Genomic DNA, 23133 nt, shown 5'->3' on the forward strand with positions numbered 1-23133 from the left:
TCGTGTGTTTTGATGGTTTGGTTCGCACCGTCATCAAAACCGGTAACTCTCACTCCTTCAAGGAAGCGGTGTCAGATCAGATCGCAACTACTTCAGCTGAAGAATACTGGCCGCATCCTCAGTACCCATCCGTCAACTGCCCGCACCGCCTTGTTGTTGCTCTGAACCAACCCGATGGTGAAGGACTTTTTCAATGGCGTTCACCAGAATCCGCCGATCATCCTGGCCCATTTGACTTGCAATATCCTTCACGCTGTTGATCAGGTAAGGATCCAGCTCATTCCGTTTGGCCTTCAAACCCTCCAGCAATGCTTCCAACTCAGCGCGATCAACTGTCTCCCTGGTGAGAAGATCAAGCAAGCGCAGATGGTGATCGCGAAAAGACGGCTGGAATTGGGCCAGGTCTTCACTCAAACGCATTTTGATCCGGGTGACAACCATACGGCCATTTTCCGAAAGATCCGGATAGGCCGTATCGAGCATTAGATTCAAAGCCCGGATCGGTGGCGGCACATGTGTTCCAACCGCACCCTCAACCTTGGAATGTTCCCCTGCCCCGAACAGCACGTAGGAGGTAACCGCCCCAAGCAAAAACAGATTCAGGCTGAAGGAAAGCAAAAGCATGAGCAACATGCGCTTGCCCAACACGATTTGAGACATTATGGACTGTCCTCCCAAACAACACTCATTCGCAAGGCGCTTAAAGCCCCAGCAAATCGAGCAGGGTAAAACCCTCATCGTTACCAGCCACCTGTGTCAAATCCGCCTGCGCATCGCCAAAATGCACATTCATCAATGACAGTCCCCCTCCGGTAAATACTCCCAAAAACAAACTGGCTGCCAGCACCCCCGCCATCACCATGGCGGATATACCCTGTTGCCTGGATTGTGATCTGATTTTTGCCTGTTCTTCAATTTCATGGCTAACCGACAGGTCATTGGCACAGGCGGCTCCATCCGGTTCGATTTCGTCGATATCCGCCATAATTTTGTCAACAAGCCCGGAATAATCCCCTTCTTCGACTGCCGGGCCTTTTTCATAACGACTGGCAGCGAGCACACGCTCCACCGCCTGCATTTCATTTAAACTTTCCCAGGCATCCGGATTCTCTTCCAGAAAACGTTCGGCGCGACCACGTTCATCGACAGGCCAGCGCTGAAGCCGCCCCCCGTAGGTATCCACAAGGTCTTCAAACTCATTTCGATTCATGGTCGTGTCAGCTTCTGCCAACGTTTCTATAATTAAAATTTAATATATATTTGCAGTTTAACAACCGCAACTAAAGTGTTTGTGATAAACACCACCGGTAGAGTGAATCGCCACGCGATACTCTTGTAGATTTTTTTTCTAATATAATGATACCGCAAATTCACCGTTGCGGGTCCGGGAAGCCACCGTGGTTCACGGTCTAATAAAGGCTCATATCCTTCAATTCCCGATCGCTCAGCTTGGAATCCGAACGGCCCGCCATCTGTTCCCGCAATTTTTGTCGGCCTCTTTTCAAGAGGGACTCCAGGGCATTGACCTTGATTTCCATCACTTCCGCACAGCGCGCCGCACTTAAGCCCTCATGATAATAGAGCGCCATGGCCACCTGCTGCGGCTCCGATAGCCGTCCGATGGCGCTGCGCAATTTCTGCGAGACCTGACGGGTATGAATCTGGGAAACCGCATCCAGACCCCCATCCTCCGGCTCAGCCACCTCATCCAGGGGATCGAAACTCATCTTGCGCTTGTAATCGATCGACCGATTCACAGTGATCCGATAAAGCCAGGTCGAAAAAGCCGCTTTGCCTGGCTGCCACTGCTGAGCGTTCTTCCACAATGTCAGAAAGACATCTTGCGCGATATCTTCGGCATCCGACTGGTTCGCGACAAAACGCCGGGCCAACGCCACGGTCCGGTTGATATAACGCTCCACCAGCTGCCGATAGGCTCTTTTATCCCCGGATTGAACCGCCCGCATCAACTGCTCATCCTGCGCGTCGATGTGATTGACGATTTTTTCGCCGTCTTGTTGCGCCGCTTGCTCTTCCGCCACCGGCGACTGGCCGCGCAGGGAGAGTTTCAAGTTCCGGACCTGAGCGATCCGGTCGCGCAATCGGCGCCCCTGCCCGCCGCCTGTCGGCGCGGTTGGCTGCTCCGTTTCCCGCGCCGAGCCTTCGCCCGGACCTCGCATACCCTCTTCAGCCACGTTACGCATCGGTCCATCCTCCCCGAGTGACACGGCCAGTTTCTTGCCTATTCATGTAACCCAGGACGCTTCTACGCCGCTGATATCCCCAAGCCTTCATTCGCCTGTCTCTTTGGTATCAATTCGCTGGCGCTTGCGCGCCTGCATTCACCTGAGACCAGGCATCTCGCATGACCGAGATTTGCTTTGCTAAACTGTCATACAGCGCTGTGCGGTCTTCTGCCCTGTGCCGCAAGCGTAATTGACGTATGAGACGTTCGTAATAGTTTTCCAGAGTTTTGGCGATGGAGCCACCCTGTTTGTGGTTCAAACGGCTGCTCATGGCCGAGAAAACTTTGATCACTGTTTCAACCAGTTCAAATTCCTGATCGAACCGTTTTTCCAATCGCGCCTCTTTGGCTTTTTGCAGATTGATTACGGAACGGTCATACAGCTCTATCACCACGGACAATTCACTGCGTGTGAATTGCGCGCGTCCATAGGCTGACGCCGCTTGAATATAAGCGCTGTTCATGAGGTGCCCCCGCATCTCTTAGCTAAATCCATTGCTCCGGATATCCCATCCAGCCCGGAACAATGTCGTCCACTCAACGACAAAAAATAATTATGCGAATGATTTCGGTCAATCATATTCTTGTCTCCCTTCAATCTTCTGAGCTGAAACTCACCTGTCGAATTCGCTCACGCTCCGGCGTCCTTGCATTGGTTCATGCAGACCCCATTCAATTATTGTTCGACGCATCAAGCAGTGCCTGAATTTGATTGATCATCAGTTCGGAAGCTTTGATTCGCGCTTCGATTTTCGCATATTTATCAATCAGATCAGTGTAATATGACTGCGCTTTGGTCTGTAATTCCTGGCTTTCCTCTGTCTTCTCCGCGACCGTTTCCTCAAGTTCATCCACCTGCTCTGCCAGCATGCCGGTTTGTGAATCCGCCAGCAGATCCATCAGATAGGAAATACTGTCCGCAATGCCCTGGGAAATGCTTACCGAAATCGCCTGGGAACTGTTGCCCACATAGGTGAATTGCAACCCTTCATAGGCGGAACCGGCCGCGCCTTTGATCACGCTGCCATTGACCGTGACCATCGCACTATCGCCATCGATATCGGCACCCGTCAGGTTCCCGCTGCCGTCAACAGTCACATTAAGCGTGAAATCCATGTCTCCGAATTTGCCCGCATGACCGGTCACTGCGAGTTCAGAGGAGGAACTGCTGGCCTCAAACCGGAACAGCCCCTTAACCGCGTCCATATTGGTCAAAAGCGCATTTTCCAGCTTGCTCGAATCCACCACCAGCTTGTTGGAACTGTCAAAAGTGATCCCGAGGTTACCAAGGGAATAGCTCTCGCCGTCCACTTCGACCACTTGCGAGAGATATTCGTAAACCTGCGCGTTGACCGTTCGCAAAGTGGCATCACCGAACAGCACGGCACTTTCCGACGCAATACCGTCTTCCGTGGTTGCCTGATGGGTCAGGGCAAAATCGCGATAACTGTTATAGGCTTCCACAAAAGCAGTGATCGCGTTTGAGACCCCACCCAGGTCTTCCTCGATTTCAAAAGTAATCTTGGTGCCCGGCTCCTCGCCATAGAGGCTGAAGGTCACGCCTTCAATCAGGTCGTCAATATCGTTGTCATCACGTGTGACCGTGATGCCATCCACGACCAAGATGGCCGGTTCGGCCGCCTGAAGCTCGTTCGTGAAACCGCCCAAACCGTCGGTCACACCAATCGACTGCATGAGATCGTCACCGGAGGTACTGGTGATCGCGATCTCTTCATTGGTGTTTTGGGCGGTCAGGATCAAACGATAGTCATTCGTGCCAACCTGCAGCACGGATGCAACCACACCAGTGGTCCCCGTTTCTGCATTGATCATGGTCGCCAGCTCAGAAAGACTTGTCGTGGCATCCACCGAAATGGTCGTGGCCGCCCCGCTGCCTGACGCAATCGTGAAATCACCGGAATATCCTAAATCCGCCGTACTGTCCGCGACTGTGCCGGATGCAATCTTATGGGCTTCGGCAACTTGGGATACCTCAATTTCATAGGTACCTGCCGTCGCATCAGATGTTACCGACGCGCCAATCAGGCTGTCGGCGGATGTCGAAGAACTGGAGCTGAAAAAACCAGCTTTGTTATCAAATATGTCGGTTTCGCCATAGCTGCCCGACGTGGTCAGTTGGTTCATGGATGTCTGCAAACCCTGGAGCAGACTCTGCATCTCCGTATAGGCGGCGATTTGAAGATTATGCTCCTTAACCTCCGTATCGAGGTCATAAGCGGGCTGCAGCTTTGCCTGATATTGGGCTTCGATCAGGGCGGAATAGTCATAACCACTGGTCCCCGACACATACATCGTCGAGGAATTGGTGTTCAGCGAAACCGAACTATTGATATCAGACATCTTTTTGCCTTCCCGATCGTCCTAAAAAAATTTTCAAAGCGTTTGGGGGGAGACCGGCCTGACCGGCCTCCCCTCAATACGACTTAGTTGAACAGGCTCAACAATTGCTGTGACATAGAGTTAGCCTTGGACAACGCGGAAATCGCCGCATTGGTCAAAACCTCGTAGGAAGACAGTTTTGCCTGCTCTTCCGCCACATCCGCATCGGCAATGGCAGAATTTGCAGAATCGACATTTTCCTTAGACACATCAATGTTATCGGCACGGAATTCAAACCGGGACATGGCCGCACCAACAGATGCACGTGCCGCAGCCACCTGCCCGATGGCGGTGTCAATCGCACCGGCCGCCGCCGTAGCATTTGTCTGGTCAGTCACATCCAAAGCGGTCAAGTCACCGCCCAAGGCATCAGCCGACACGTCGGTCAGGCCAATGGCCAGGGTATCGTTGGTTGTGCTGGTTCCCAGCAGGAAGTTGACATTGGTACCGTCACTCCAGTCCGTGGTCCCGTCGATCAGGGATTCACCGTTGAACTGGGTGGAGGTCGCAATGGAATCAATTTCCGCAACCAATTCCTGGAATTCCGCGTCGATATAAGCGCGTTCGGTAACGGTCACAGCCCCGGACAGGGACTGAGCCGCCAGGGACTTCATACGAACCAGGATATCGCTGATGTTGGAAAGACCGCCGTCGGCGGTTTCCAAAATCGAGATACCATGGGCCGCGTTTGTGGCAGCCTGGTCAAGAGTACCCGACGTTGCAGACAATTTGGTTGAGACGGCCAGACCCGCCGCGTCATCAGACGCACGGACAATACGGGAACCGCTGGCAATCTTGGCCAGTGTATCGGTCTGGTTCGCACTGTTCATGTTCAGGTAACGCAAGGTGCTGTTCGCCGCAATATTCGTTGCAATGGATGGCATCTTATCTCTCCTTCTGAGTTTTGGATTTGCGGATTCTTCCGCACTACACACGTAACCTTTACGAATCAGCCTCCGGGAAACTGGCGCAAAAAAAATTCAACGGCTGGATGAAACGCGTTTTCATATCGCCCAAAAGATGAACGGGTCAGGCAGAACAAAAAAAAGGGGCCGCATTCCTGCGGCCCCAAATTTTGGTATCGACTATCTGTTATTGGAACAGGCTCAACAATTGTTGCGGCATCGCATTGGCCTTGGACAACGCGGAAATAGCCGCGTTGGTCAGGACCTCATAAGACGACAGGGTCGCCTGCTCTTCCGCGACATCCGCATCGGCAATCGCCGATTTGGCTGCGTCGACATTTTCATTTGAAACGTCAATATTGTTGGCCCGGAATTCAAACCGTGACATGGCCGCACCCACTGTGGCACGGGCTTCTGCAATCTCACCGATAGCGGTCTCCAAGGCCGATGCCGCCGCAGCGGCATTGGTCTGGTCAACGACATCCAGGCCGGTAAGGTCACCGCCCAGATTGTCCGCGGAGACATCGGTCAGATTGATCGTCAATGTGTCGTTGGTTGTACTGGTCCCCAACAGGAAATTGACACCCGTACCGTCACTCCAGTCCGTATTTCCGTCCAACAGGGATTCCCCGTTGAATTGGGTGGAGGTGGCAATGGAATCGATTTCCGCGATCAGAGACTGAAATTCCGCGTCAACGAAGGCGCGTTCCGTGTTAGTGACCGCGCCCGACAGGGATTGTGCGGTCAGGGTCTTCATACGAACCAGGATATCACTGATGTTGGAAAGACCGCCATCGGCGGTCTCCAAAATCGAAATACCATGGGCCGCATTGGTGGCAGCTTGACCCAATGTCACCGAGGTTGCTGACAGTTTGGTAGCGACGGCAAGACCCGCTGCATCATCAGACGCACGAATGATGCGCGAACCGCTGGCGATTTTCGCCAGAGTATCGGTTTGGTTCGCACTATTCATGTTCAGATAGCGAAGCGTACTATTCGCCGCAATATTAGTCGCAATTGATGGCATCTTTCTTCTCCTTCTGAGCCGAGTTTAGTGCGAATTCTTCCGCGCTACTCACACCCCTTCTACGGATATCCGGCCCCGATACTGGCGCAAAAAATTCTAAGAAAATTTTTCTTCATTTTTTTTGCGCCAGTTTTCCCGCGTCCCGCCCGTAACAGGTTTGCACAACGAAAAGTGCACCAGTTTTCAACCGATCGGCTCGTTTAGAAAGACGCACCGGTCTAAGCACGGGATCCCCGGAATATGGATGTCTATTCAGTTTCCAGCGGCAGCAGCGCTTACGACACCAGTGCCTATCAATCGAGCATTGACGACAGCTACGACATGTTCCTGTCGCTGCTGACCACGCAGTTGCAGAACCAGAACCCGACCGAACCGATGGATTCGGACAAGATCACAGAACAGTTCCTGAATTATTCCAGTATCGAACAACAGGTCCAGGCCAATAGCATGCTCTCTTCCATGTTGAGCATGATCGAGGATCTGCAAAACGGGAACCCGACCGAATATCTCGGCAAAGAGGTCACCTTCTTCAGCAGCACCGCCGCCCTGAAAGATGGCGCGGCTAAATGGACCTACAGCGCCTCTACCGATGTCGATGAGGTCGCCGTGGTGATCAAGGATGCCGACGGCAACAAGGTTTATTCGGAAACCGTGACCAGTGCCGAGGCCGGCATGAACGATTTCACCTGGGACGGTGTTGGTACCGACGGCACCGAATACACAAATGGCGATCTTTTCACCATCAGCCTTGAAGAAACCGTTGGCGACACAACCAAAGCCATCAGCAGCATCAGCACCACCGGAATTGTCGAAAAGGTCGACTGGTCCAGTGGCAGCCACATTCTGACCGTGGATGGACAGCTTGTCGGGTCCAGTAAGGTCGGCGCCATCGCGTCGGCGCAATAAAGGAGGAATTTAATCATGAGTTCCCTGAATAGTGCCCTGTCCGCAGCCGTAAGCGGCCTGTTTGCCCAGAGCACCAGCATCTCGGCCATTTCCACCAACCTGTCCAATGTGGGTACCACTGCCTATAAAGAAGCCAGCGTCAGCTTTTCGACCCTGGTGAGCGGCTCCACCGGTAATAATCGCTCATCCAATTTCAATGGCAGCGGCGTTTACGCCGGCGTCAATCAATCGATCAGCCATCTGGGCAATGTGTCCGACACCGCCATTTCAACCAACATCGCCCTGACCGGCAGCGGTTTTTTGGTGGTGTCCGATGATGCCGCCGGCGACGAACTCTATTTCAGCCGCGTGGGCAGTTTTTATCCCGACAAGGATGACAAGCTGGTCAACCTGAACGGTTTTTATCTGCAGGGTTATCCGACCGATGCCTCCGGGAACCCGACGGTTGGAACCGGCTCGACATCCACCCTTGAGACCATTGATCTGGGTTCCATCGGCGGCAATGCCGCGGCCACCGAAAATATCGATATCCGCGCCAATATCCCGGCTAATGCCGCAATCGGTGACAGTTTCAATACTGATATCGAGATGTTCGACAGCCTGGGCACCAGCCATTATGTCACCGCGACCTGGACCAAAACTGCCGCCAACACATGGGATATCACCTATGCCGATCCAGTGTTGAGCGCGGATTCCACCACCACGACCGGTACCGTCACCGGCAGCAGCACCATTACTTTTGACAGTGACGGCAACTTTGTTTCCAGCACGTCCAACAACCTGGCGATCAACGGTTGGACCACAGGTGCCAGCAACAGCGCCATCACCATGAACTTCGCCGGCCTAACCCAATTCACCAAAGACGAACAGACCCTGGATATCGAGATCGACAAGATCAATCAGGACGGATTGGAATATGGTGAGCTGAAAGCGGTTTCCATTGGGTCCGACGGCCTCGTGACCGCCACCTTTGAAAACGGCACCAGCTATCCCGTTTATCAGATTCCGGTCGCCACATTCTCCAACCCCAACGGCCTGGCGCTGGAATCGGGAAATGTCTATTCCGCCACCAATGATTCCGGCACCTACACCCTGCATGATCCCGGCGATGGTGGTGCCGGTGAGCTGAAGGGCTCTGCCCTGGAGGGATCCACCGTGGATACGGCCGATCAGCTAACCAAACTGATCGTCGCGCAACAGGCCTATTCGGCTTGTGCGGAAATCGTCTCCACCACCGATGACATGTTCGACACGCTGATCAGTGCCGCGCGCTGATCCTAGCTTGAACAGAATGTGACGAAGGACCCAACCGCCATGACCAACACCGCCGACAATATCATCAGGATGCCCGCTAAACCCGGCACCTCCCCGGATCAAAGGATCCTGGATCGCTGCCGAAGCCGTTTGGATAAAATCTCGGCGGAAGAGGGCCCCGACGACCCGGCGGAATTGATTGGCCTGGCGGATGACCTGCTGCGGCTGCAAGACCGCCTGGCGGATCAGCGTGCCCATATCGGTGACGAAATCCGGGGGCAGATAAACCGGCTGAAAGCCGCCCAAGCCTATCAGAATACACCCGGCAAAGGCCGGGGCTGAACCGACGCGAGAGAAGAGAGAGGAGAGAGAGCCATGGAAATCCAGACCTCCCAGACCAATGCCCCTGAAGAATTGAACGGGCTGATGGAAACCGTTGATCAGCTGATTGATCTGGTGATGACGGAAAACGCCTTTTTGCGGGCCGGTAACCGCGATACCGAAGAACTGGAAGAACTGGTCGGCCGTAAGATGGAACTTGCCAACAGCTATTATGCAAAATGCAAGATTCTGAACGCCCTGCCGGCCAACAGCGCGGAGCGGCGTTCGCTCGATGAAGGCCTCGTGGCTGACCGGCTGCGTGATCTCACCATCAATCTGAATGAAAACCGCCGCCTGCTGGCTGCCCGTCATTCTGCTACCTCGCGCCGCGTTTCAGCGGTCATGGATGCGTTGAACAACAAACAGGAAAATGTTGGCACCTACAGCAAACAGGCAGAGGCCAAGCCCGCGAACGAGCATCGCCATCTGTCCCTGGTGACCGGCACGACGGCCTGATCACCCGCCCTTTTCCCGGAGCCGCAGCATGAACATGAACCAGATCTTCCAGCTTCCTTTCGGTAGCCCGATGGTTTGTGCTGCTTTCCCGTGGCGCGCGATATCCGGTCCGGAAACAAGGAAGGAATGAAGCCATGTCTTTGAGCATTTCCTTGAATGCCAGCCTCACCGCCATGATGACCGCGCAATATAATATCGCGGTCTCCTCGGCCAATATCGCCAACGCCGATACGGATGGCTATACCACCAAGTCCGCCCAGAATCAGGCTCAAATCATTGGTGGCAAGGCGGTTGGCGTTCAATCCGGCAACCTAACAAGCGCCATTGATCAACGGTTGTTTGAAAGCCTGGTCACATCCGCCACGGAATTGGGCTATGCCAGCCAGCTTAACGGATATTTTCAGCTGACCGATCAGTATTTCGGCTCTGTTTCCGGCGACAACACACTTTCCGAGTTCATCTCCGGACTGGAGACGGCCCTCAGCCAATGGGCGGTCGACCCCAGCAGCAGCTCGTACCAGTATGACACGGTCCAGAAAATGGCGGCCATGGTCGACGGCCTGCACAGCCTGAGCAGCAGCATCCAGTCGCAGCGCGCGGATGCGGACGAGGATATCGAAAAAACCGTCGGTTCCATCAACGAGCTTCTGAGCGATATTGACGATCTCAATGAACAGATCAACGTGGCAAAAGCAGTGGGCAGCCCGACCGCGGATCTGGAAGACCAGCGCAACACCGCTTTGCTGAAACTCTCGGAAAAAATGGATGTCGCCCATTTCACCGACAGCAACGGACGGCTCAATGTCTATACCAAGAGCGGCACGGCATTGGTTACCTCCAACGCCCATCTGCTGAGCTACACCGCCACCACATCCGTCACCGCCAGCGTCACCTATCCGGGCGGCTTTGACGATATTTCAGTGGCCGGGAAGAATATCACCGAAGAAATTCGTGGGGGGGAATTGGGAGCATTGGTCGATCTACGCGACCAGGAATTGCCCGCGCTACAGGCAGAGCTGGATGAATTGGCAACGGGTTTGATCAGCGCGGTTAATGAAATTGCCAACCAAGGCAGTGCCTACCCCGCCCCCAACAACCTGAGCGGAACAGAGACTGTCACCGCCGCCGATCCGTTTTCCGGCACCGGCACGGTCCGGATCGCGGTCACGGCATCAGACGGCACCGTCTCGGGATTTTCCGATATCAATCTGGGGGCGCTTGCGACGGTCCAGGACGTCATCGATGAAATCAACCTGATCCCGGGGGCCAGCGCATCGGTCAATGCCGACGGCGTCTTGGAAATCACCGCGACCGGTGCCACCGACGGCATCGCAATCAATCAGATGACCAGCGATGTTGGCGGCGAGAGTTTTTCCGGCTATTTCGGCCTGAACGATATTTTCACCGGCACCGACGCCAGTTCCCTGCAGTTGAACAGCAGCCTGACAGCGGATCCGGGACGGTTGCCCGGCGGCAGGCTCAGCGACGATGCAGGCCTGGCTGTCGGCGATATTGGCATCAGCAGCGGGGACGCCAGTAATGCCCAGACTCTAACCAACCTGTTCAGTACCGATCAATCCTTTGCGGCTGCGGGCAATCTCGGTGCAAAAAGCAGCAGTTTCGCGGAATATGCATCCTCGATCCAATCAGCAATGTCGCTCTCTGTTTCCGACGCCGCCAGCGATAAAAGCCTGAAAACAACCCTTTTTGGTGATCTGGCTGACACCATGTCATCGGAAACCGGTGTGAATCTGGACGAAGAAATCGCCCGGATGAACACCTATCAGCAATCCTACGAAGCCGGCGCCTATGTGCTGAAGTCGGTTCAGGAGCTGTTCGACACCCTTCTCAACTCCGTTTCGTAATGCCCAAGGAGAACCTTATGCAGCGCGTATCCAGCTTCGGCAATTTCCAAACCCTGATTGATCACAGCGTGAAACTGCAGGCCGACGTCGCCCAACAGCAGATCCGCGCAGGGTCCGGCAAAAAAACCGACAAATACAGCGAGATCGCCGATTCCACCAAATTGGTACTCGATTTGCAGCAGGATCTGGCCCTGTCCACGCAATATGCCGAAAATGCCAACCAGGTCATGCCGCAATTGGATACCATGTATTCCTCCCTGACCCAGGCGGCCGATATTCTCTCCAGCTTCCGCGCCACCCTGGCCAGCGGTTTCAATGGCGATCCAAACAGCATCTCCGGCATCGCGGTCACCGCACAGGCCGCCCAGGAAAAGATGGTCGCATTGCTGAATGCCAATGTGGCCGGGAACTATGTGTTTGGCGGCACCGTGACCGACCGGGCTCCGGTCGACATGTCTGCCTACCCGGTCCAGACGTATCCGAGTTCTGCCAATACCAGCTATTACGGTGGCAATGATAAGATCCTGAGTTTTACTGCCGATACGGATTACGATGTTTCATACGGTATCACCGCCGATAATGAGGCATTTGAACAGGCGCTGCGCGCCATGAATATGATCGCCAACCTTGGCACCTATGACCAAAATGCCCTGCAGGAAGCCTATGACCTGACCAGCAACGCCATTGATGCGAACGCGGAATTGCTGGCCAAGACATCGGCCAATGCGACATCAATCGACGAGGCGCTCGATATGCACACCGAATATGAGTTGTTCGTGGAAACATTGCTGAGCGACCTGACCGATGTGGATGCGGCGGAAGCAACCGCTGAGATGCAGGCCTTGCAGACCCAGTTGCAGGCCTCTTATACCGCCCTGTCCAAGAGCCTGAGCATGAGCATCATGGATTATCTTTGATCCCTGAGCAGCGAAAGAAAATGCCGCGGATCCAGGTGTAAAAAAACAATAAACGGGGACCGGACAGGCAGGAGTTTTAGATGATATGAAGATGATGGGTTCAGGCAGCCTCGCCCTTATGGGAGCAGGGATTTTATCCTTCCTGGAAAGCCCATCGAGGACAGAGAGCCGGTTGAACCGGTTCATCCGAAAAGGCCCGACAAACCGGTCAAATCTAAATGCCTATGATGGCTTTGCGACGATTGGCGGACTTTTGGCCGCAATCACGTTCGGCTTACTGATTTGGGCGTTTCTTGCCTGGTTTATTTTCGGCTAAGTAAGGCACAAAAAGGCCGCCCAAGGAGGCGGCCTTTTTCTTTGGTCTTCACCGCAGGCAGATCAGCTCGCCTGTTTGAAATCTCGGCGTTTTTTGAAGTAGGGTTTATCACCGCCATCGTTAGCGCCACTGCGCGGCTTGCGGAACGGTTTGCCGGATTTGTCGGCACGGAAACCACCTTCCTCGCGACGTTCACCACCGCCAGATTTTTTACCAAAGCCGCCCTTACCCGGGAATTTCCGGAAATTCTTGCCACCCGGCTTACGCTTGCCGTCATTTGCACGCGGGGCCAGCACATAGGGGTGATCGCCATCAATCTCGATCCGCTGCTTGATGATCCGCTCCACGTTTCGCAGCAGGCCTTTTTCAGTATTGTCGCAAAATGAAATGGCGTTACCTTCCGCACCGGCACGGCCGGTCCGGCCAACACGGTGAACATAGGATTCCGGATCCAGCGGAATATCGTAATTCACCACATGGGTGATGCCCGGCACATCAATGCCGCGCGCCGCAACATCGGTTGCCACCAGGATCGAGAACTTGCCCTTGCGGAACGCCTGCAGGGTGCGCTGGCGGGTATGCTGGGGTTTGTCGCCATGGATCGCACCGGCCTTGATGCCGATCTCTTCCAACTCATCGGCAACACGGTCGGCATCCGCCTTGGTCCGGGTGAAGACCAGGCCGCAATCAACCTCGTTATCCTGCAAGATCTTGTGCAACAGCGGACGCTTGTTATGGCGGGATACAAACATCACTTTATGGTCGATGGTATTGGCAACGGTGGATTCGCGCGCGACTTCCACATGGACCGGATCATTCAACAGCTTGTCCGCAAGCTTGCGCACATTCTTACCCATGGTTGCCGAGAAAAGAACGGTCTGATGATCTTCCGGCAGGGCCTTGGCCACTTCCATCACGTCATCAACAAAGCCCATATCCAGCATCCGGTCAGCTTCGTCCAGGATGAAGGTGGTGGTTTCATCAAAGCGCACGGAGTTTCGGCGCACATGATCCAGCAGGCGACCCGGTGTCGCGACCAGAATATCAACGCCACGGTTCAACGCATTGAACTGCGGGCGGAACGGCGCGCCACCGTAGACAACGGTATGATAAATGCGCAGCCCCTTGGAAAAGGTGCGAATACACTCACCGATCTGGATTGCCAGTTCGCGAGTCGGGGCCAGGATGACCGCACGCGGTGCGTTGCGGTTCGGGCGCTGGCGGTCTTCTGCCAGGCGGTGCAACAATGGCAAGGTAAAGGCTGCGGTCTTGCCGCCACCGGTCTGGGCAACGCCCATCAGGTCTTTGCCGTCCATCAGGGCCGGAATGGTCTGGGCCTGGACTTCGGTCGGGCTTTCAAACCCTTCGGTTTCGATCGAACGCAACAGGGACGCGTTCAGGTTCAGCGCGGAAAATGGCGCCATGGACTTCTATCCTTTCACAGGTTCAAACCGGCCACGAACGGATTCCGGGACCGGTCTTGCAAATCATTTTCGGGTGGCGGGAACGCTCTTCCCATAAACCGGTAAAAGGATATTCAAAAGCCCGTCAACAAACCGGGGCCAAAACACTACTCGACCGGGCGCCATGACACTCATGGCGGAAATTTCGTTCATATGAACCGGGAGATCCATCGGCGGGCCGTCATCGCGCTCCGCCTAATCATTCTCTCATGGCTGCAAATCGCCGCGCGCCTTCTCGCCTGTTTTGCGTCCCAAGTCAAGGATAATCGCCCTTGATCAATTCATATGGGTGAATTGCGCACGCTGGTCCCGGCCATAATAGCGACGGGCCCAATAGGTCAGGGTCTGATCCAGATATTGCTGCAATTCACCGTCAGTGACCTTGCCATCCCCGTTGCCAAACGGTGCCTTGTCTGCGGCACCACTAAGCCCCGTCAGGTAGTATTTCGTGAACAGGCTGTTGGACTTATCCTCTTCCCAGGACGCGATTTGACGTGGCCCGCCAGCACTGATCACCCGGACATTTCTTGGGATCTCCAGATTTTCCTCCGACAGGAAAACCGGCGAGGCATTGGATATCAGGCTGCCCGCCTCCGACCGGCCCGAAAAACAGGCCTCCAGAACCACCGTCACCGATTTTGCCGGGATCTTGCCCAGGTTTTGATAGAGGGTGGCCAGCCGATAGCCGGTTAGCTCAATTGTATCGGCGTCCGCATTAGAGGGCACCAAATAGGCACTGCCTTCCTCGCCTGCGGGCGCACCATGCCCGGAATAATAAACATAAATCCTGGATTGACCTGGCTTGGTCCAGTTATAGAGCCTGCCACGGTGATTGCTCTCGGTTCCAAACAGCGACGCCATGTCCGCCGTGGTCGCATCCTTGATGAAGATGATGTTGCCTTCACGGATCCCTAAGGCCGTTTTTGCATAATGCCGGAAGCTCTCCGCGTCCGCATAAGCCGGCACGACATCGGGAATATCACGGCCGGCCTTGCCATAATCGGCATTACCGATAATGACGGCTATATCATCCGAAGCACGACCACTAGCCTTGAATTCAAGGGGCAGTGCCCGAGAAGGAAAACCACGGCTGGCGGTTTGAGGGACTGGCGCCTTAGAGCTTGCCGTTGCCGATGGGGCGGTGCTTGCAATCACAGCCCCGTCCGACCGGATCGTCGCCAGAACCTCACCTTCATTGTTGACCGTGGATCCATCCACATCATTCATACGCAGGAACAAACGCCCCGCTTCCGACGGCCTGATTTCAAGGGAGCTTCCCACGACAAAACCACGCCCGTTGCCGATGCGCCCGATCAGGGTCGGGTGGGAGGCTTCGGGGATAACCCGGTTGGCTGCAATTGCCATACAAAAACCGCCATAAGCATTCTGACCATCCGGCCCGACAAACCGGCATACCGGATGCGAGCGCCAACTGCCGGTGGCCGTCACCCGATAGACCTTCCCAGGCTGGACAGTCACGCCGGTATCCCGCCAGGCCGCCGCATTGGCAAGGATCTTGACCTGGACCGCGCCTTCCTCAGGCCGGGCATCCGCAACCTGGTCGGTATAGCTGACACCGCGCCCCGCCTGGCATCCGGCAAGGATCAACAACAGCCCGATTATCATTGGAACATTACGCATAATCACCTCCATCTACCGGTTACCGGTTCACCCATGCATGACCATAGCAAGGCAGGTTTAATATTTCGTAAGAGCGTTCGTAAAAGGGCTTTGCCCATCGGAGCAATTGGATAGACTGGCTCGGGGAGTCCGCATGCTCAGTTTGATCATTACAAAAACCGTTATCTCCATCTTCACCATTCTGGGGCTGTCCTGGCTCACGGAACGGGTCAGCCCGCGCATGGCCGGGCTTTTATCCGGCTATCCCATCGGCACGGCGATCGCGCTTTACTTCATCGGCTATGAACAAGGTGCCGCATTTGCGGTAGACGGTGCGGTCTATACATTGGCCGGGTTAAGCGCGACCCTGGCCTTTGTGGTGGGATATTATTATGCCTCACGGAGATGGGCCGGCTGGCCCGGGGTTTTCCTGTCAGCGCTTTGCGGCAATATCGCTTTCTTCACCGCCTGTCTGTTGTTGCGGCATTTGCCCGATCAGCCGTTGATAGCAATCCTCTCCCCGATCTTGGCTATTTTGTTTTTCAGTTGGCTGTTCCGCCATATCCCGGACAAAAGGATCGATAACCCCGTCCGGCTGGGATGGCGCGTGCTCGCCTTCCGGGCGTTCATGGCGGCCGGCACCGTGATCACCATTACCGGTGTCGCCGCCTCGGTTGGGCCGGAATGGTCCGGCCTGTTTGCGGCCTTTCCCATCACCGTTTTCCCTCTTTTCCTTATTATCCACGCGCAATACGGCTCGGACCCCATTGCCGCATTTGTCCGGAACTTCCCGCGCGGGCTGGGGGCTTTGGTGGTTTATTGCCTGACCATTCATTACAGTTACGGGAGCGTCGGCATTACTTTCGGCACATTGTTATCCTTTTTGACCGCAACCATCTATCTGATGATCTACGGCACTTTCACCCGCCAGCGAGCCCGCCACAACCGGCAAAGACCATCATCGGGTCGCTGACCCGGAGATAGCTTCAGCGCATCACGAACGGGTCCGGCATGGGCTCGTCAGAGCAATTGATCCAGACGGTTTTCGGCCGGGTGTAATCGCGCATGGCTTCCATGCCACCTTCCCGGCCAAAGCCGCTATGGCCGAACCCGCCAAAAGGCGCCACCGGTGAGACCGCCCGGTAAGTATTCACCCACAAGATGCCCGAGCGGATTTTCCGGCTCAAACGGTGGGTCCGGCCCACCGAATTGGTGAAAAGCCCCGCCGCCAGGCCAAATTTGCTGTCATTGGCCTTGGCAACGGCATCCGCCTCATCCGTGAAAGGCATGACCGACAGAACCGGGCCGAACATCTCTTCCGCCATGGTCGGCAACGCCGGGTCATCACAGGCAAGGATGGTCGGCTGGTAATACCAGCCTTTTTCCCGCCCCGACGGGCGGGAACCGCCAACAAGGAGCCGCCCGCCCGCCGACACCGTGGCCGCCACGGCCGCCTCTATTTTTGCACGCTGGCGCTCCGTCGCCAGAGGCCCCATTTCAGTTTCCATCGCCATCGGATCACCGATCCGGATTCGGTTCGCCCGATCCGCCAGTTTCGCTGTAAAGGACTCAAATAATGGCTTCTGGACAAACAGGCGCGATCCCGCGACACAGCTTTGGCCGCTGGCGCCGAAAATCCCCGCCATCACGGCATTAAGCGCATTGGTCTGGTCCGCGTCCTCAAACACCAGAACCGGCGATTTTCCACCCAGCTCCAGGGTCGTGACCGCGAAATTATTGGCGGTATTGGCGACCACATGTCGCGCAGCCTCCGGGCCGCCGGTGAAGGCAACACGGGCAATATCCGGATGACTGGTCAAGGCCCGCCCGCAGGGCTCCCCAAAGCCGGTGATGATATTGACCACGCCCGGCGGAAAGCCCACTTCCCGGATCAATTCGGCAAATTTCAATAATGGTGCCGGTCCTTCTTCAGACGCCTTCAGGACAACCGTGTTTCCGGCCGCCAGCGCCGGCCCCAGTTTAACCGCACTTAAAAACAGCTGACTGTTCCAGGGGACAATGGCCGCGACCACACCTAAGGGTTCGCGCCTGGTGAAAACCTCCATCTCCGCTTTATCGATCGGCAGAACCGCACCTTCCTCCTTATCCGCCAGTCCAGCGTAATAGCGGTAAAATTCGGCGGCATAGGCGGTCTGCGCCGTCGTTTCCCGAATGATCTTGCCAGTATCCCTGGTTTCAAGCTCTGCCAATTCCGGCGCATGCTGTTCGATCAGGTCGGCCAGCCTGTATAACAGCCTCCCGCGCTGCGACCGGGTCATCGACGCCCAGTCGCCCTGTTCAAAGGCAGACCTAGCCGCCGCCACCGCCCGGTTCACGTCTTGCTCTCCCGCCGCCGGTATCCGTGCCCAGGGATGACCGGTCGCGGGATCAATACTGTCAAAGAAGATTCCATCGACAGGCGCGCAAAAAGCACCATTGATAAACAGGCTAAACTGCCTCAGATCACTCATTCGCCCTCTCCCAGAAAATCCAGCAGCGTTTCGCTGACCTCTTTTGCCCCTTCAACGGGTGCCATATGGCGCAGCCCCGGCCAGATATGGCATCGCGCGCCCGGTATCGCCGCTGCCATGCGGCTCGCCATTTCCGGCGAAGAGCCGCCATCCGATGCGCCGGTGCAAACCAGGGTCGGACAGTTAATGGCGCTGATCCGGCCCGCATCCGCCTGATCCGCCTTGGCAAACAAACGATATGCGGCCAGGAACCCTTGCCGATCATTGCTTTCCAGCCGTGCGCGTACAGCAGCCAGCACATCGGGATTGGCCTTGGCATAGGCCGGGGAAAACCAGCGATCCAACGCAGCTTCGATCAGCTTCTGCGGCCCTTCATCCTCCGCCTGCCGATATCGCACCATCACGGCTGCCTGCTGATCATCGCTGCGCTGATAAACAGAATTCATGATCACGAGACGTGCCATGCGGGCCGGATGGCGCTCCGCATAGCCACGCGCCACCAGCCCCCCCATGGAAAAACCGACCAAGGCCACCTGATCCAGTTCCAGATAGCGGACCAGGTTCTCCAATTGAATGACATAATCTTTCAGCCGCCGCGCGCCCGGCGGTTTCGCGGATAAACCATGCCCAATCATGTCATAACGGATCACCGTATAACGGTCTTTCAGTGCCGCGACCTGTGCCGCCCACATGGTGAGATCCAGCCCGACACCATGGATCAGAATCACCGCAGGCCCCTGTCCTTCCATGCGGAAATGGGTGCCCGCCTCAATCCAGTCCCGTTCGGTGCCATGGCGTTCCACCGGCTGGCGCTGTGGTTCCCGCCAGCCGGTGGAAGGGGCCGACACCGGTTTTTCCTGCACAACCGGCATCGCCCTGTCCCTACGCGTCGACCAGGCCGGCGGATTCGCGCTCGGCCTTCATCTCTTCCATATCCTGATAGCGGTTACCGGTGCGGGCATGGGGCCGCCCGGCGGTAGCCGCGCCGATGGCGACCAGGATTTCATCCGGCCCCGGCGCGTCGCCAACGGTGAATTCATGGGTCAGATAATGGCTGCGCTGGCCTTCATCTTCCTTATGCATCATCGGGATTGAGATGACACAGCCCGGCCCACCGCGCTTGTTGGTGAAGGCCAGATAGCTGGTCCCGCCCACGGCCTCGCGGTATTTATTGCCAAAGCGCAGGGTATGGATGAAGCCCGACGCATGCTCCACTTCACCATTCATGCCGACCGCCGCCGCCTTGCCATAGGCCTCGACCGCGTCCAGATCCGTATGTTTGGCCAGTTCCGCCACCAATCGTTCGCCCAATTGCGGCGCATGGGCACGGATCACCGGCTGCATGTCCTCATAGAATTCTCCGGCCCAGGGGTTTTTGACCACGGCAGCCACCGCGATCATTTTCAACGGCTTTTCCGCAGCCTTGCCGCCTTCAATGAAGGTTTCATCAATGGCGGTGACGATTTTACGAATTTCCAATGACATCTGTCTGTTCCATCCAATTTTTGGTTGATTGATTAATCTGCTGCGGCGACCGCCGGGGCATCCTCGGCGAATTGCGGCATGACCTCCTGGGTGAACAGTTTCACGCTGTTCATCACCGCCTCATGTTCGACACCCGGAAAGTTGGACCAGACCAACAGATGCTGCAGGTTCAGCTTTTCCTTCATCTCGTGGATCTTCTCGGCGATATAATCCGGCGTCCCGAACAGAAGATTGCGCGGATGCAGCCATTCATAGGACAGCAGATCGAGCTTGCCCGCGGTCTGTTCCAGGGTTTCGCCCGGGAAGACATGGTTGCCCAGCCCTCGGTAATGACAGACCCATTTCAGGTAATCGATGATGCCGCCGCCCGCCAGTTTTTCGGCCTCAGCCATGGTTTCGGTGACGAACATATCCCGGACCAACGCTAGGCCATGGCCATAGGGGACATCTGTCCCGCGCGCCTTAGAGGCTTCTTCCTGATACATTTCGAAACGGGGCACCATGGAATCCGTCGGCGGGATCCAGAACATGCCGTTCAGATTGTTTTGCGCGGAAAATTTGATCGAGCGCGGACTGTCGATCACCTGCCACATGGGCGGGGTCGGCTGCTGCAGGGTGCGCGGCACCAGGGCCAGCTTGCGAATTTCCTTGGTCTCGGGATCCTGGAAATGCTCTTCCGGCGGGCTCATGGCATGGTCAAACTTCACGCCCGGATGGGGGAATTGATAATGCTTGCCCTGAAACTCGAAATATTCCTGCGACCAGGCGCGCCGCATGATCTCAACCGTTTCCTCGAAAATCTCCTGGTTCTGTTCCTGGTTGGCCACGTCGGCCAATGGATTGAGGTTGATAGTCTCGCGCGGGTAAATGCCGCGCCCAACCGCCACCTCGAGCCGCCCGCCGGACATATGGTCCAGCATGGCCAGATCCTCCGCCAGGCGCAGCGGATGATAAAAGGTCACGATATTGGCGGCCTGACCCAGACGGATCTGTTTGGTCCGGGCCGCCAGATCAACACTCATCAGGCCCGGGTTCGGGCAGACCTCGAAGCCTTCATGGCCGAAATGATGTTCTGTGGTCCAGATCGAATGCCAGCCATTTTGGTCACAATATTCCGCAATATCACGGCCTTCTTGGACCACTTCGTAAAAGGGCTTTTTCAGATGGCGGTTATTCTGGTTGAGGAAATAGCCGAATTTCATAATTCACCTCTCGATAAATCCAACAAGGTTGATCAATCAAAAGGCACACACCGTTTATGCTCACTGCCTGCCGACTTGAGCGCGTTTGCTCAGCCGGGCGGCGATGCGGGGGTAAGGCTGTTCAGACCGCCCCGGTAAAAGGTCATGGGCCGGACGGCATCGGTGGATGAAAAATCCAGCACCCGGCCGATGATGATCCGGTGATCCCCGCCCTCCAGCTCCGCATGCAGCGCACATTCAAACCGAGTCAGATAGTCGCTCAGCGCCGGAATGCCGAATTCGGTCATTTCCAACTCCATCCCGGCCATCTTGCCAGGGGCCTTGCCCGCACAGGCCATTACGGTTTCTTGCTGCCCCTCGGCCATGACATGGATTGCCAGACTGCGGTTTTCGCGGATCAGGGACAGGATGTTTGACTCATTTTTCAAACAAATCAGCACCAGGGCCGGGTCCAGGGAAAGCGCGCTAAAGGCACTGACCGTGGTGCCGCTGCACCGGGCCATATCCGGCCCGGCAGTAACCACCGTCACCCCGGTGGCAAAGCAGCCCAACGCATCACGAAACGCGCGCTGATCAAATTCATGTGCAGGCGCACATAAATGCGCCTGATGGTTTCCTGACGGGATTTTTTGAAGACTCTGGTCGGTCATCTCACGGGCTCCAAATGCTGAAAACAACATCTGGCACACACCGTTTCCACTCACTGCCTGCCGACTTGAGGTGCTTTTACGGTACGCGAAACTAAAATTTGGTCAATAGCGTTTTTTGAAAACCTGATAAACCTCTGCGTTGGAAGTAAAAACCAAGGTTGGCGGCAGCGCGAAGTGAGGTCGCGCTGAGCCACAAAACCATTGCTGCACTAGCGATAAGGCGACCCGTGGCCCCCACTTAAACGGCTGGCGACCCAGGCGTGGAAATGGTGGGTTGGCAGGTCCATTTCAGGTGAAAAATGACCGCCCGCATAACCAGGCGAATGGCGGCCCTTCTGCATGCCCTCCACCGCAAAGACATCCTCGCCGAAAACCACGCGCCAGCTTTCCAGCACCGCTTCGCGGCTGGGTGCAAAACCATCGCCTAACGCCTCATCGCCGACATAGAACAGGCGCAGATGCTCGACAGTTTTTTCCTCGCTGACCGGCTCGACGATCATGGCAAAGGCATGGTCCGCCTGCAGGCCGATCAACACATTGGGGTAAAAGGCCAGATATTCCGCCTGGCGGATCTTGTCCGGCTGCCAGTCCGGAAACTGCGGCAGTTTGGTGCCAGCCACTTCGGACAGGTTATAGACCCAGGTGCCCTGGCCCGCGAGGCTATCGCCAACCATGATATTATAGTGATCCTCCAGCCTGGAATATTTGTTCAATTCCGGATGAACCCAAGGCAGGTGATAGGCCTCGCAATAATTTTCAATGGCGAGCTTCCAGTTGCAATTGACCTCAACCCGGAGCTTGCCGCCATGCTCGGACGGGCGCAGTTGGTCCAAACCGTTTTCACCCCAAAACGGTTTCCAGCGGTCGGTTACCGGTTTTACATAATCCTCAAACGGCACCGCATCGCCGGACAGGTTGATAAAGACCATGTTCATCCAGACGGCAGAGCGCACTTCACGAAGGCCCTTACCCTTGCACTGGAATTTCTCGGATTTATGCTGGCCGACACCGCCGATATGCGGGGTCCCGCGCAAGTTACCTTCCAGATCATAGGTCCAGGCATGATAGGGGCAGGTCAGGGTCGTCTTGACCGGACCGGGTTCGGCCACCAGGATCATGCCGCGATGGCTGCAAACATTGTGAAAGACTTTCATTTCACCATGGCGGTCGCGCAGGATCAACAACGGCAGGCCCATGAATGTCACCGGCTTCGCATAGCCTTTTTCCGGCAGGTCAGCGGCAAAGCCAATGGCCGCCCAGCTGTCCGCCATGACGGTGTCACGTTCATGAATGAAATAATCCCGGCTGATATAGGCTTCATTGGGCAGGCCGGTCGCCGCCTCGATCGGGGCCAATATGGACGCAAGCGCGCCTTCATGAAAAACTGTTTTCTTTTCCATGTCCGTCTCCATCACACCCTGTTCGGTGTATCTGCACTTTTATGATACTGGCAGCGGGATATTTATCCGAAGAACCTTACCCGGCCACTGAGGGCGCCCCGCCGGTTTTCCGGTCGGATCGGGCGCCCTGTTTTCCAGCAGCCCTTTACAGGCAGTCTTTCTGCAGTCTC

At 55.9% G+C, this 23133-nt stretch carries 22 protein-coding genes; 7 read left to right on the forward strand and 15 right to left on the reverse strand.

Features of this window, described 5'->3' with window-relative positions; genetic code table 11:
* Nucleotides 1-132 precede the first annotated feature (132 nt).
* From DFP90_RS19915 to DFP90_RS19945, 7 genes are all read right to left on the reverse strand, one after another.
* Nucleotides 133-660: a periplasmic heavy metal sensor gene (locus DFP90_RS19915; protein ID WP_181905471.1), complete on the reverse strand. Its 528-nt coding sequence runs from the start codon at nucleotides 658-660 to the stop codon at nucleotides 133-135.
* Nucleotides 661-700: 40 nt separating this feature from the next.
* Nucleotides 701-1210, reverse strand: a complete 510-nt coding sequence (locus DFP90_RS19920; protein ID WP_115938760.1) for a hypothetical protein — start codon at nucleotides 1208-1210, stop codon at nucleotides 701-703.
* Nucleotides 1211-1409: 199 nt separating this feature from the next.
* The gene (locus DFP90_RS19925; RefSeq protein ID WP_245957131.1) at nucleotides 1410-2204 is read right to left on the reverse strand and encodes a sigma-70 family RNA polymerase sigma factor; all 795 of its coding nucleotides are present in this window, start codon (nucleotides 2202-2204) and stop codon (nucleotides 1410-1412) included.
* A gap of 109 nt (nucleotides 2205-2313) precedes the next feature.
* Nucleotides 2314-2709: a flagellar export chaperone FliS gene (locus DFP90_RS19930; RefSeq protein ID WP_181905472.1), complete on the reverse strand. Its 396-nt coding sequence runs from the start codon at nucleotides 2707-2709 to the stop codon at nucleotides 2314-2316.
* 208 nt (nucleotides 2710-2917) lie between these two features.
* Nucleotides 2918-4606, reverse strand: coding sequence for a flagellar filament capping protein FliD (gene fliD / locus DFP90_RS19935; protein WP_115938764.1), 1689 nt, complete (start codon nucleotides 4604-4606; stop codon nucleotides 2918-2920).
* A gap of 83 nt (nucleotides 4607-4689) precedes the next feature.
* Nucleotides 4690-5529: a flagellin gene (locus tag DFP90_RS19940; protein ID WP_115938766.1), complete on the reverse strand. Its 840-nt coding sequence runs from the start codon at nucleotides 5527-5529 to the stop codon at nucleotides 4690-4692.
* Nucleotides 5530-5737: 208 nt separating this feature from the next.
* Entirely contained in the window at nucleotides 5738-6577 is an 840-nt protein-coding gene (locus tag DFP90_RS19945; protein ID WP_115938768.1) for a flagellin, read from the reverse strand.
* A 240-nt stretch (nucleotides 6578-6817) separates the two neighbouring features.
* Between DFP90_RS19945 and DFP90_RS19950 the strand changes: the two genes are divergently transcribed.
* From DFP90_RS19950 to DFP90_RS19975, 6 genes are all read left to right on the forward strand, one after another.
* Nucleotides 6818-7483 carry a flagellar hook assembly protein FlgD gene (locus DFP90_RS19950; RefSeq protein ID WP_115938770.1) on the forward strand — a complete coding sequence of 222 codons (666 nt, stop codon included), beginning with the start codon at nucleotides 6818-6820 and terminating at the stop codon, nucleotides 7481-7483.
* A gap of 15 nt (nucleotides 7484-7498) precedes the next feature.
* Complete coding sequence (gene flgE, locus DFP90_RS19955; RefSeq protein WP_115938772.1) at nucleotides 7499-8758, forward strand: flagellar hook protein FlgE; 1260 nt, start codon at nucleotides 7499-7501, stop codon at nucleotides 8756-8758.
* 39 nt (nucleotides 8759-8797) lie between these two features.
* Nucleotides 8798-9079: a hypothetical protein gene (locus DFP90_RS19960; RefSeq protein WP_115938774.1), complete on the forward strand. Its 282-nt coding sequence runs from the start codon at nucleotides 8798-8800 to the stop codon at nucleotides 9077-9079.
* A 33-nt stretch (nucleotides 9080-9112) separates the two neighbouring features.
* Entirely contained in the window at nucleotides 9113-9574 is a 462-nt protein-coding gene (locus DFP90_RS19965) for a hypothetical protein (RefSeq protein WP_115938776.1), read from the forward strand.
* 134 nt (nucleotides 9575-9708) lie between these two features.
* Complete coding sequence (gene flgK, locus DFP90_RS19970; RefSeq protein WP_115938778.1) at nucleotides 9709-11439, forward strand: flagellar hook-associated protein FlgK; 1731 nt, start codon at nucleotides 9709-9711, stop codon at nucleotides 11437-11439.
* Nucleotides 11440-11456: 17 nt separating this feature from the next.
* On the forward strand, nucleotides 11457-12356 hold the full coding sequence (locus DFP90_RS19975; RefSeq protein WP_181905473.1) for a flagellin: 900 nt from the start codon (nucleotides 11457-11459) through the stop codon (nucleotides 12354-12356).
* Between the two features lie 378 nt (nucleotides 12357-12734).
* Here DFP90_RS19975 and DFP90_RS19985 read toward each other — a convergent pair whose 3' ends face one another.
* A complete protein-coding gene (locus DFP90_RS19985; RefSeq protein ID WP_115938784.1) occupies nucleotides 12735-14096 on the reverse strand; it encodes a DEAD/DEAH box helicase in 1362 nt (453 codons plus the stop codon).
* Nucleotides 14097-14411: 315 nt separating this feature from the next.
* Nucleotides 14412-15776 carry a caspase family protein gene (locus tag DFP90_RS19990; RefSeq protein WP_181905474.1) on the reverse strand — a complete coding sequence of 455 codons (1365 nt, stop codon included), beginning with the start codon at nucleotides 15774-15776 and terminating at the stop codon, nucleotides 14412-14414.
* Nucleotides 15777-15909: 133 nt separating this feature from the next.
* On the opposite strand from DFP90_RS19990, the gene DFP90_RS19995 reads away from it, so the two are divergent.
* The gene (locus DFP90_RS19995; RefSeq protein WP_115938788.1) at nucleotides 15910-16728 is read left to right on the forward strand and encodes a hypothetical protein; all 819 of its coding nucleotides are present in this window, start codon (nucleotides 15910-15912) and stop codon (nucleotides 16726-16728) included.
* A 13-nt stretch (nucleotides 16729-16741) separates the two neighbouring features.
* Here the strand turns inward: DFP90_RS19995 and DFP90_RS20000 are convergent, their stop codons facing one another.
* From DFP90_RS20000 to DFP90_RS20025, 6 genes are all read right to left on the reverse strand, one after another.
* Nucleotides 16742-18226: an aldehyde dehydrogenase gene (locus DFP90_RS20000; RefSeq protein WP_115938790.1), complete on the reverse strand. Its 1485-nt coding sequence runs from the start codon at nucleotides 18224-18226 to the stop codon at nucleotides 16742-16744.
* On the reverse strand, nucleotides 18223-19098 hold the full coding sequence (locus tag DFP90_RS20005; RefSeq protein ID WP_115938792.1) for an alpha/beta fold hydrolase: 876 nt from the start codon (nucleotides 19096-19098) through the stop codon (nucleotides 18223-18225). Before DFP90_RS20005 ends, DFP90_RS20000 begins: the two co-directional genes overlap by 4 nt.
* Nucleotides 19099-19108: 10 nt before the next feature.
* Nucleotides 19109-19711, reverse strand: coding sequence for an amino acid synthesis family protein (locus tag DFP90_RS20010; protein ID WP_115938794.1), 603 nt, complete (start codon nucleotides 19709-19711; stop codon nucleotides 19109-19111).
* Between the two features lie 32 nt (nucleotides 19712-19743).
* Nucleotides 19744-20913 (reverse strand): LLM class flavin-dependent oxidoreductase, encoded by a 1170-nt coding sequence (locus DFP90_RS20015; RefSeq protein ID WP_115938796.1) that lies wholly within the window; start codon nucleotides 20911-20913, stop codon nucleotides 19744-19746.
* A gap of 89 nt (nucleotides 20914-21002) precedes the next feature.
* Nucleotides 21003-21563 (reverse strand): flavin reductase family protein, encoded by a 561-nt coding sequence (locus DFP90_RS20020; RefSeq protein WP_181905475.1) that lies wholly within the window; start codon nucleotides 21561-21563, stop codon nucleotides 21003-21005.
* A 209-nt stretch (nucleotides 21564-21772) separates the two neighbouring features.
* Nucleotides 21773-22963 (reverse strand): aromatic ring-hydroxylating oxygenase subunit alpha, encoded by a 1191-nt coding sequence (locus DFP90_RS20025; protein ID WP_115938911.1) that lies wholly within the window; start codon nucleotides 22961-22963, stop codon nucleotides 21773-21775.
* Nucleotides 22964-23133 lie beyond the last annotated feature (170 nt).

Origin of the sequence: Aestuariispira insulae (assembly GCF_003385955.1) — a bacterium.
Classification (GTDB): Bacteria; Pseudomonadota; Alphaproteobacteria; order UBA8366; family Aestuariispiraceae; genus Aestuariispira; species Aestuariispira insulae.

What these genes read in the sequence shown, in the direction of transcription:
- DFP90_RS19945 (WP_115938768.1), bottom strand. Translation starts at nt 6,577, where the DNA reads ATGCCATCAATTGCGACTAATATTGCGGCGAATAGTACGCTTCGCTAT.
- DFP90_RS19995 (WP_115938788.1), top strand. Translation starts at nt 15,910, where the DNA reads ATGCTCAGTTTGATCATTACAAAAACCGTTATCTCCATCTTCACCATT.
- flgK (WP_115938778.1), top strand. Translation starts at nt 9,709, where the DNA reads ATGTCTTTGAGCATTTCCTTGAATGCCAGCCTCACCGCCATGATGACC.
- DFP90_RS20025 (WP_115938911.1), bottom strand. Translation starts at nt 22,963, where the DNA reads ATGGAAAAGAAAACAGTTTTTCATGAAGGCGCGCTTGCGTCCATATTG.
- DFP90_RS19930 (WP_181905472.1), bottom strand. Translation starts at nt 2,709, where the DNA reads ATGAACAGCGCTTATATTCAAGCGGCGTCAGCCTATGGACGCGCGCAA.
- fliD (WP_115938764.1), bottom strand. Translation starts at nt 4,606, where the DNA reads ATGTCTGATATCAATAGTTCGGTTTCGCTGAACACCAATTCCTCGACG.
- DFP90_RS20015 (WP_115938796.1), bottom strand. Translation starts at nt 20,913, where the DNA reads ATGAAATTCGGCTATTTCCTCAACCAGAATAACCGCCATCTGAAAAAG.
- DFP90_RS19940 (WP_115938766.1), bottom strand. Translation starts at nt 5,529, where the DNA reads ATGCCATCCATTGCAACGAATATTGCGGCGAACAGCACCTTGCGTTAC.
- DFP90_RS19965 (WP_115938776.1), top strand. Translation starts at nt 9,113, where the DNA reads ATGGAAATCCAGACCTCCCAGACCAATGCCCCTGAAGAATTGAACGGG.
- DFP90_RS19915 (WP_181905471.1), bottom strand. Translation starts at nt 660, where the DNA reads ATGTCTCAAATCGTGTTGGGCAAGCGCATGTTGCTCATGCTTTTGCTT.
- DFP90_RS19920 (WP_115938760.1), bottom strand. Translation starts at nt 1,210, where the DNA reads ATGAATCGAAATGAGTTTGAAGACCTTGTGGATACCTACGGGGGGCGG.
- DFP90_RS19950 (WP_115938770.1), top strand. Translation starts at nt 6,818, where the DNA reads ATGGATGTCTATTCAGTTTCCAGCGGCAGCAGCGCTTACGACACCAGT.
- DFP90_RS20010 (WP_115938794.1), bottom strand. Translation starts at nt 19,711, where the DNA reads ATGTCATTGGAAATTCGTAAAATCGTCACCGCCATTGATGAAACCTTC.
- DFP90_RS20020 (WP_181905475.1), bottom strand. Translation starts at nt 21,563, where the DNA reads ATGACCGACCAGAGTCTTCAAAAAATCCCGTCAGGAAACCATCAGGCG.
- DFP90_RS19925 (WP_245957131.1), bottom strand. Translation starts at nt 2,204, where the DNA reads ATGCGTAACGTGGCTGAAGAGGGTATGCGAGGTCCGGGCGAAGGCTCG.
- DFP90_RS19990 (WP_181905474.1), bottom strand. Translation starts at nt 15,776, where the DNA reads ATGCGTAATGTTCCAATGATAATCGGGCTGTTGTTGATCCTTGCCGGA.
- DFP90_RS19985 (WP_115938784.1), bottom strand. Translation starts at nt 14,096, where the DNA reads ATGGCGCCATTTTCCGCGCTGAACCTGAACGCGTCCCTGTTGCGTTCG.
- DFP90_RS19960 (WP_115938774.1), top strand. Translation starts at nt 8,798, where the DNA reads ATGACCAACACCGCCGACAATATCATCAGGATGCCCGCTAAACCCGGC.
- DFP90_RS20000 (WP_115938790.1), bottom strand. Translation starts at nt 18,226, where the DNA reads ATGAGTGATCTGAGGCAGTTTAGCCTGTTTATCAATGGTGCTTTTTGC.
- DFP90_RS19975 (WP_181905473.1), top strand. Translation starts at nt 11,457, where the DNA reads ATGCAGCGCGTATCCAGCTTCGGCAATTTCCAAACCCTGATTGATCAC.
- DFP90_RS20005 (WP_115938792.1), bottom strand. Translation starts at nt 19,098, where the DNA reads ATGCCGGTTGTGCAGGAAAAACCGGTGTCGGCCCCTTCCACCGGCTGG.
- flgE (WP_115938772.1), top strand. Translation starts at nt 7,499, where the DNA reads ATGAGTTCCCTGAATAGTGCCCTGTCCGCAGCCGTAAGCGGCCTGTTT.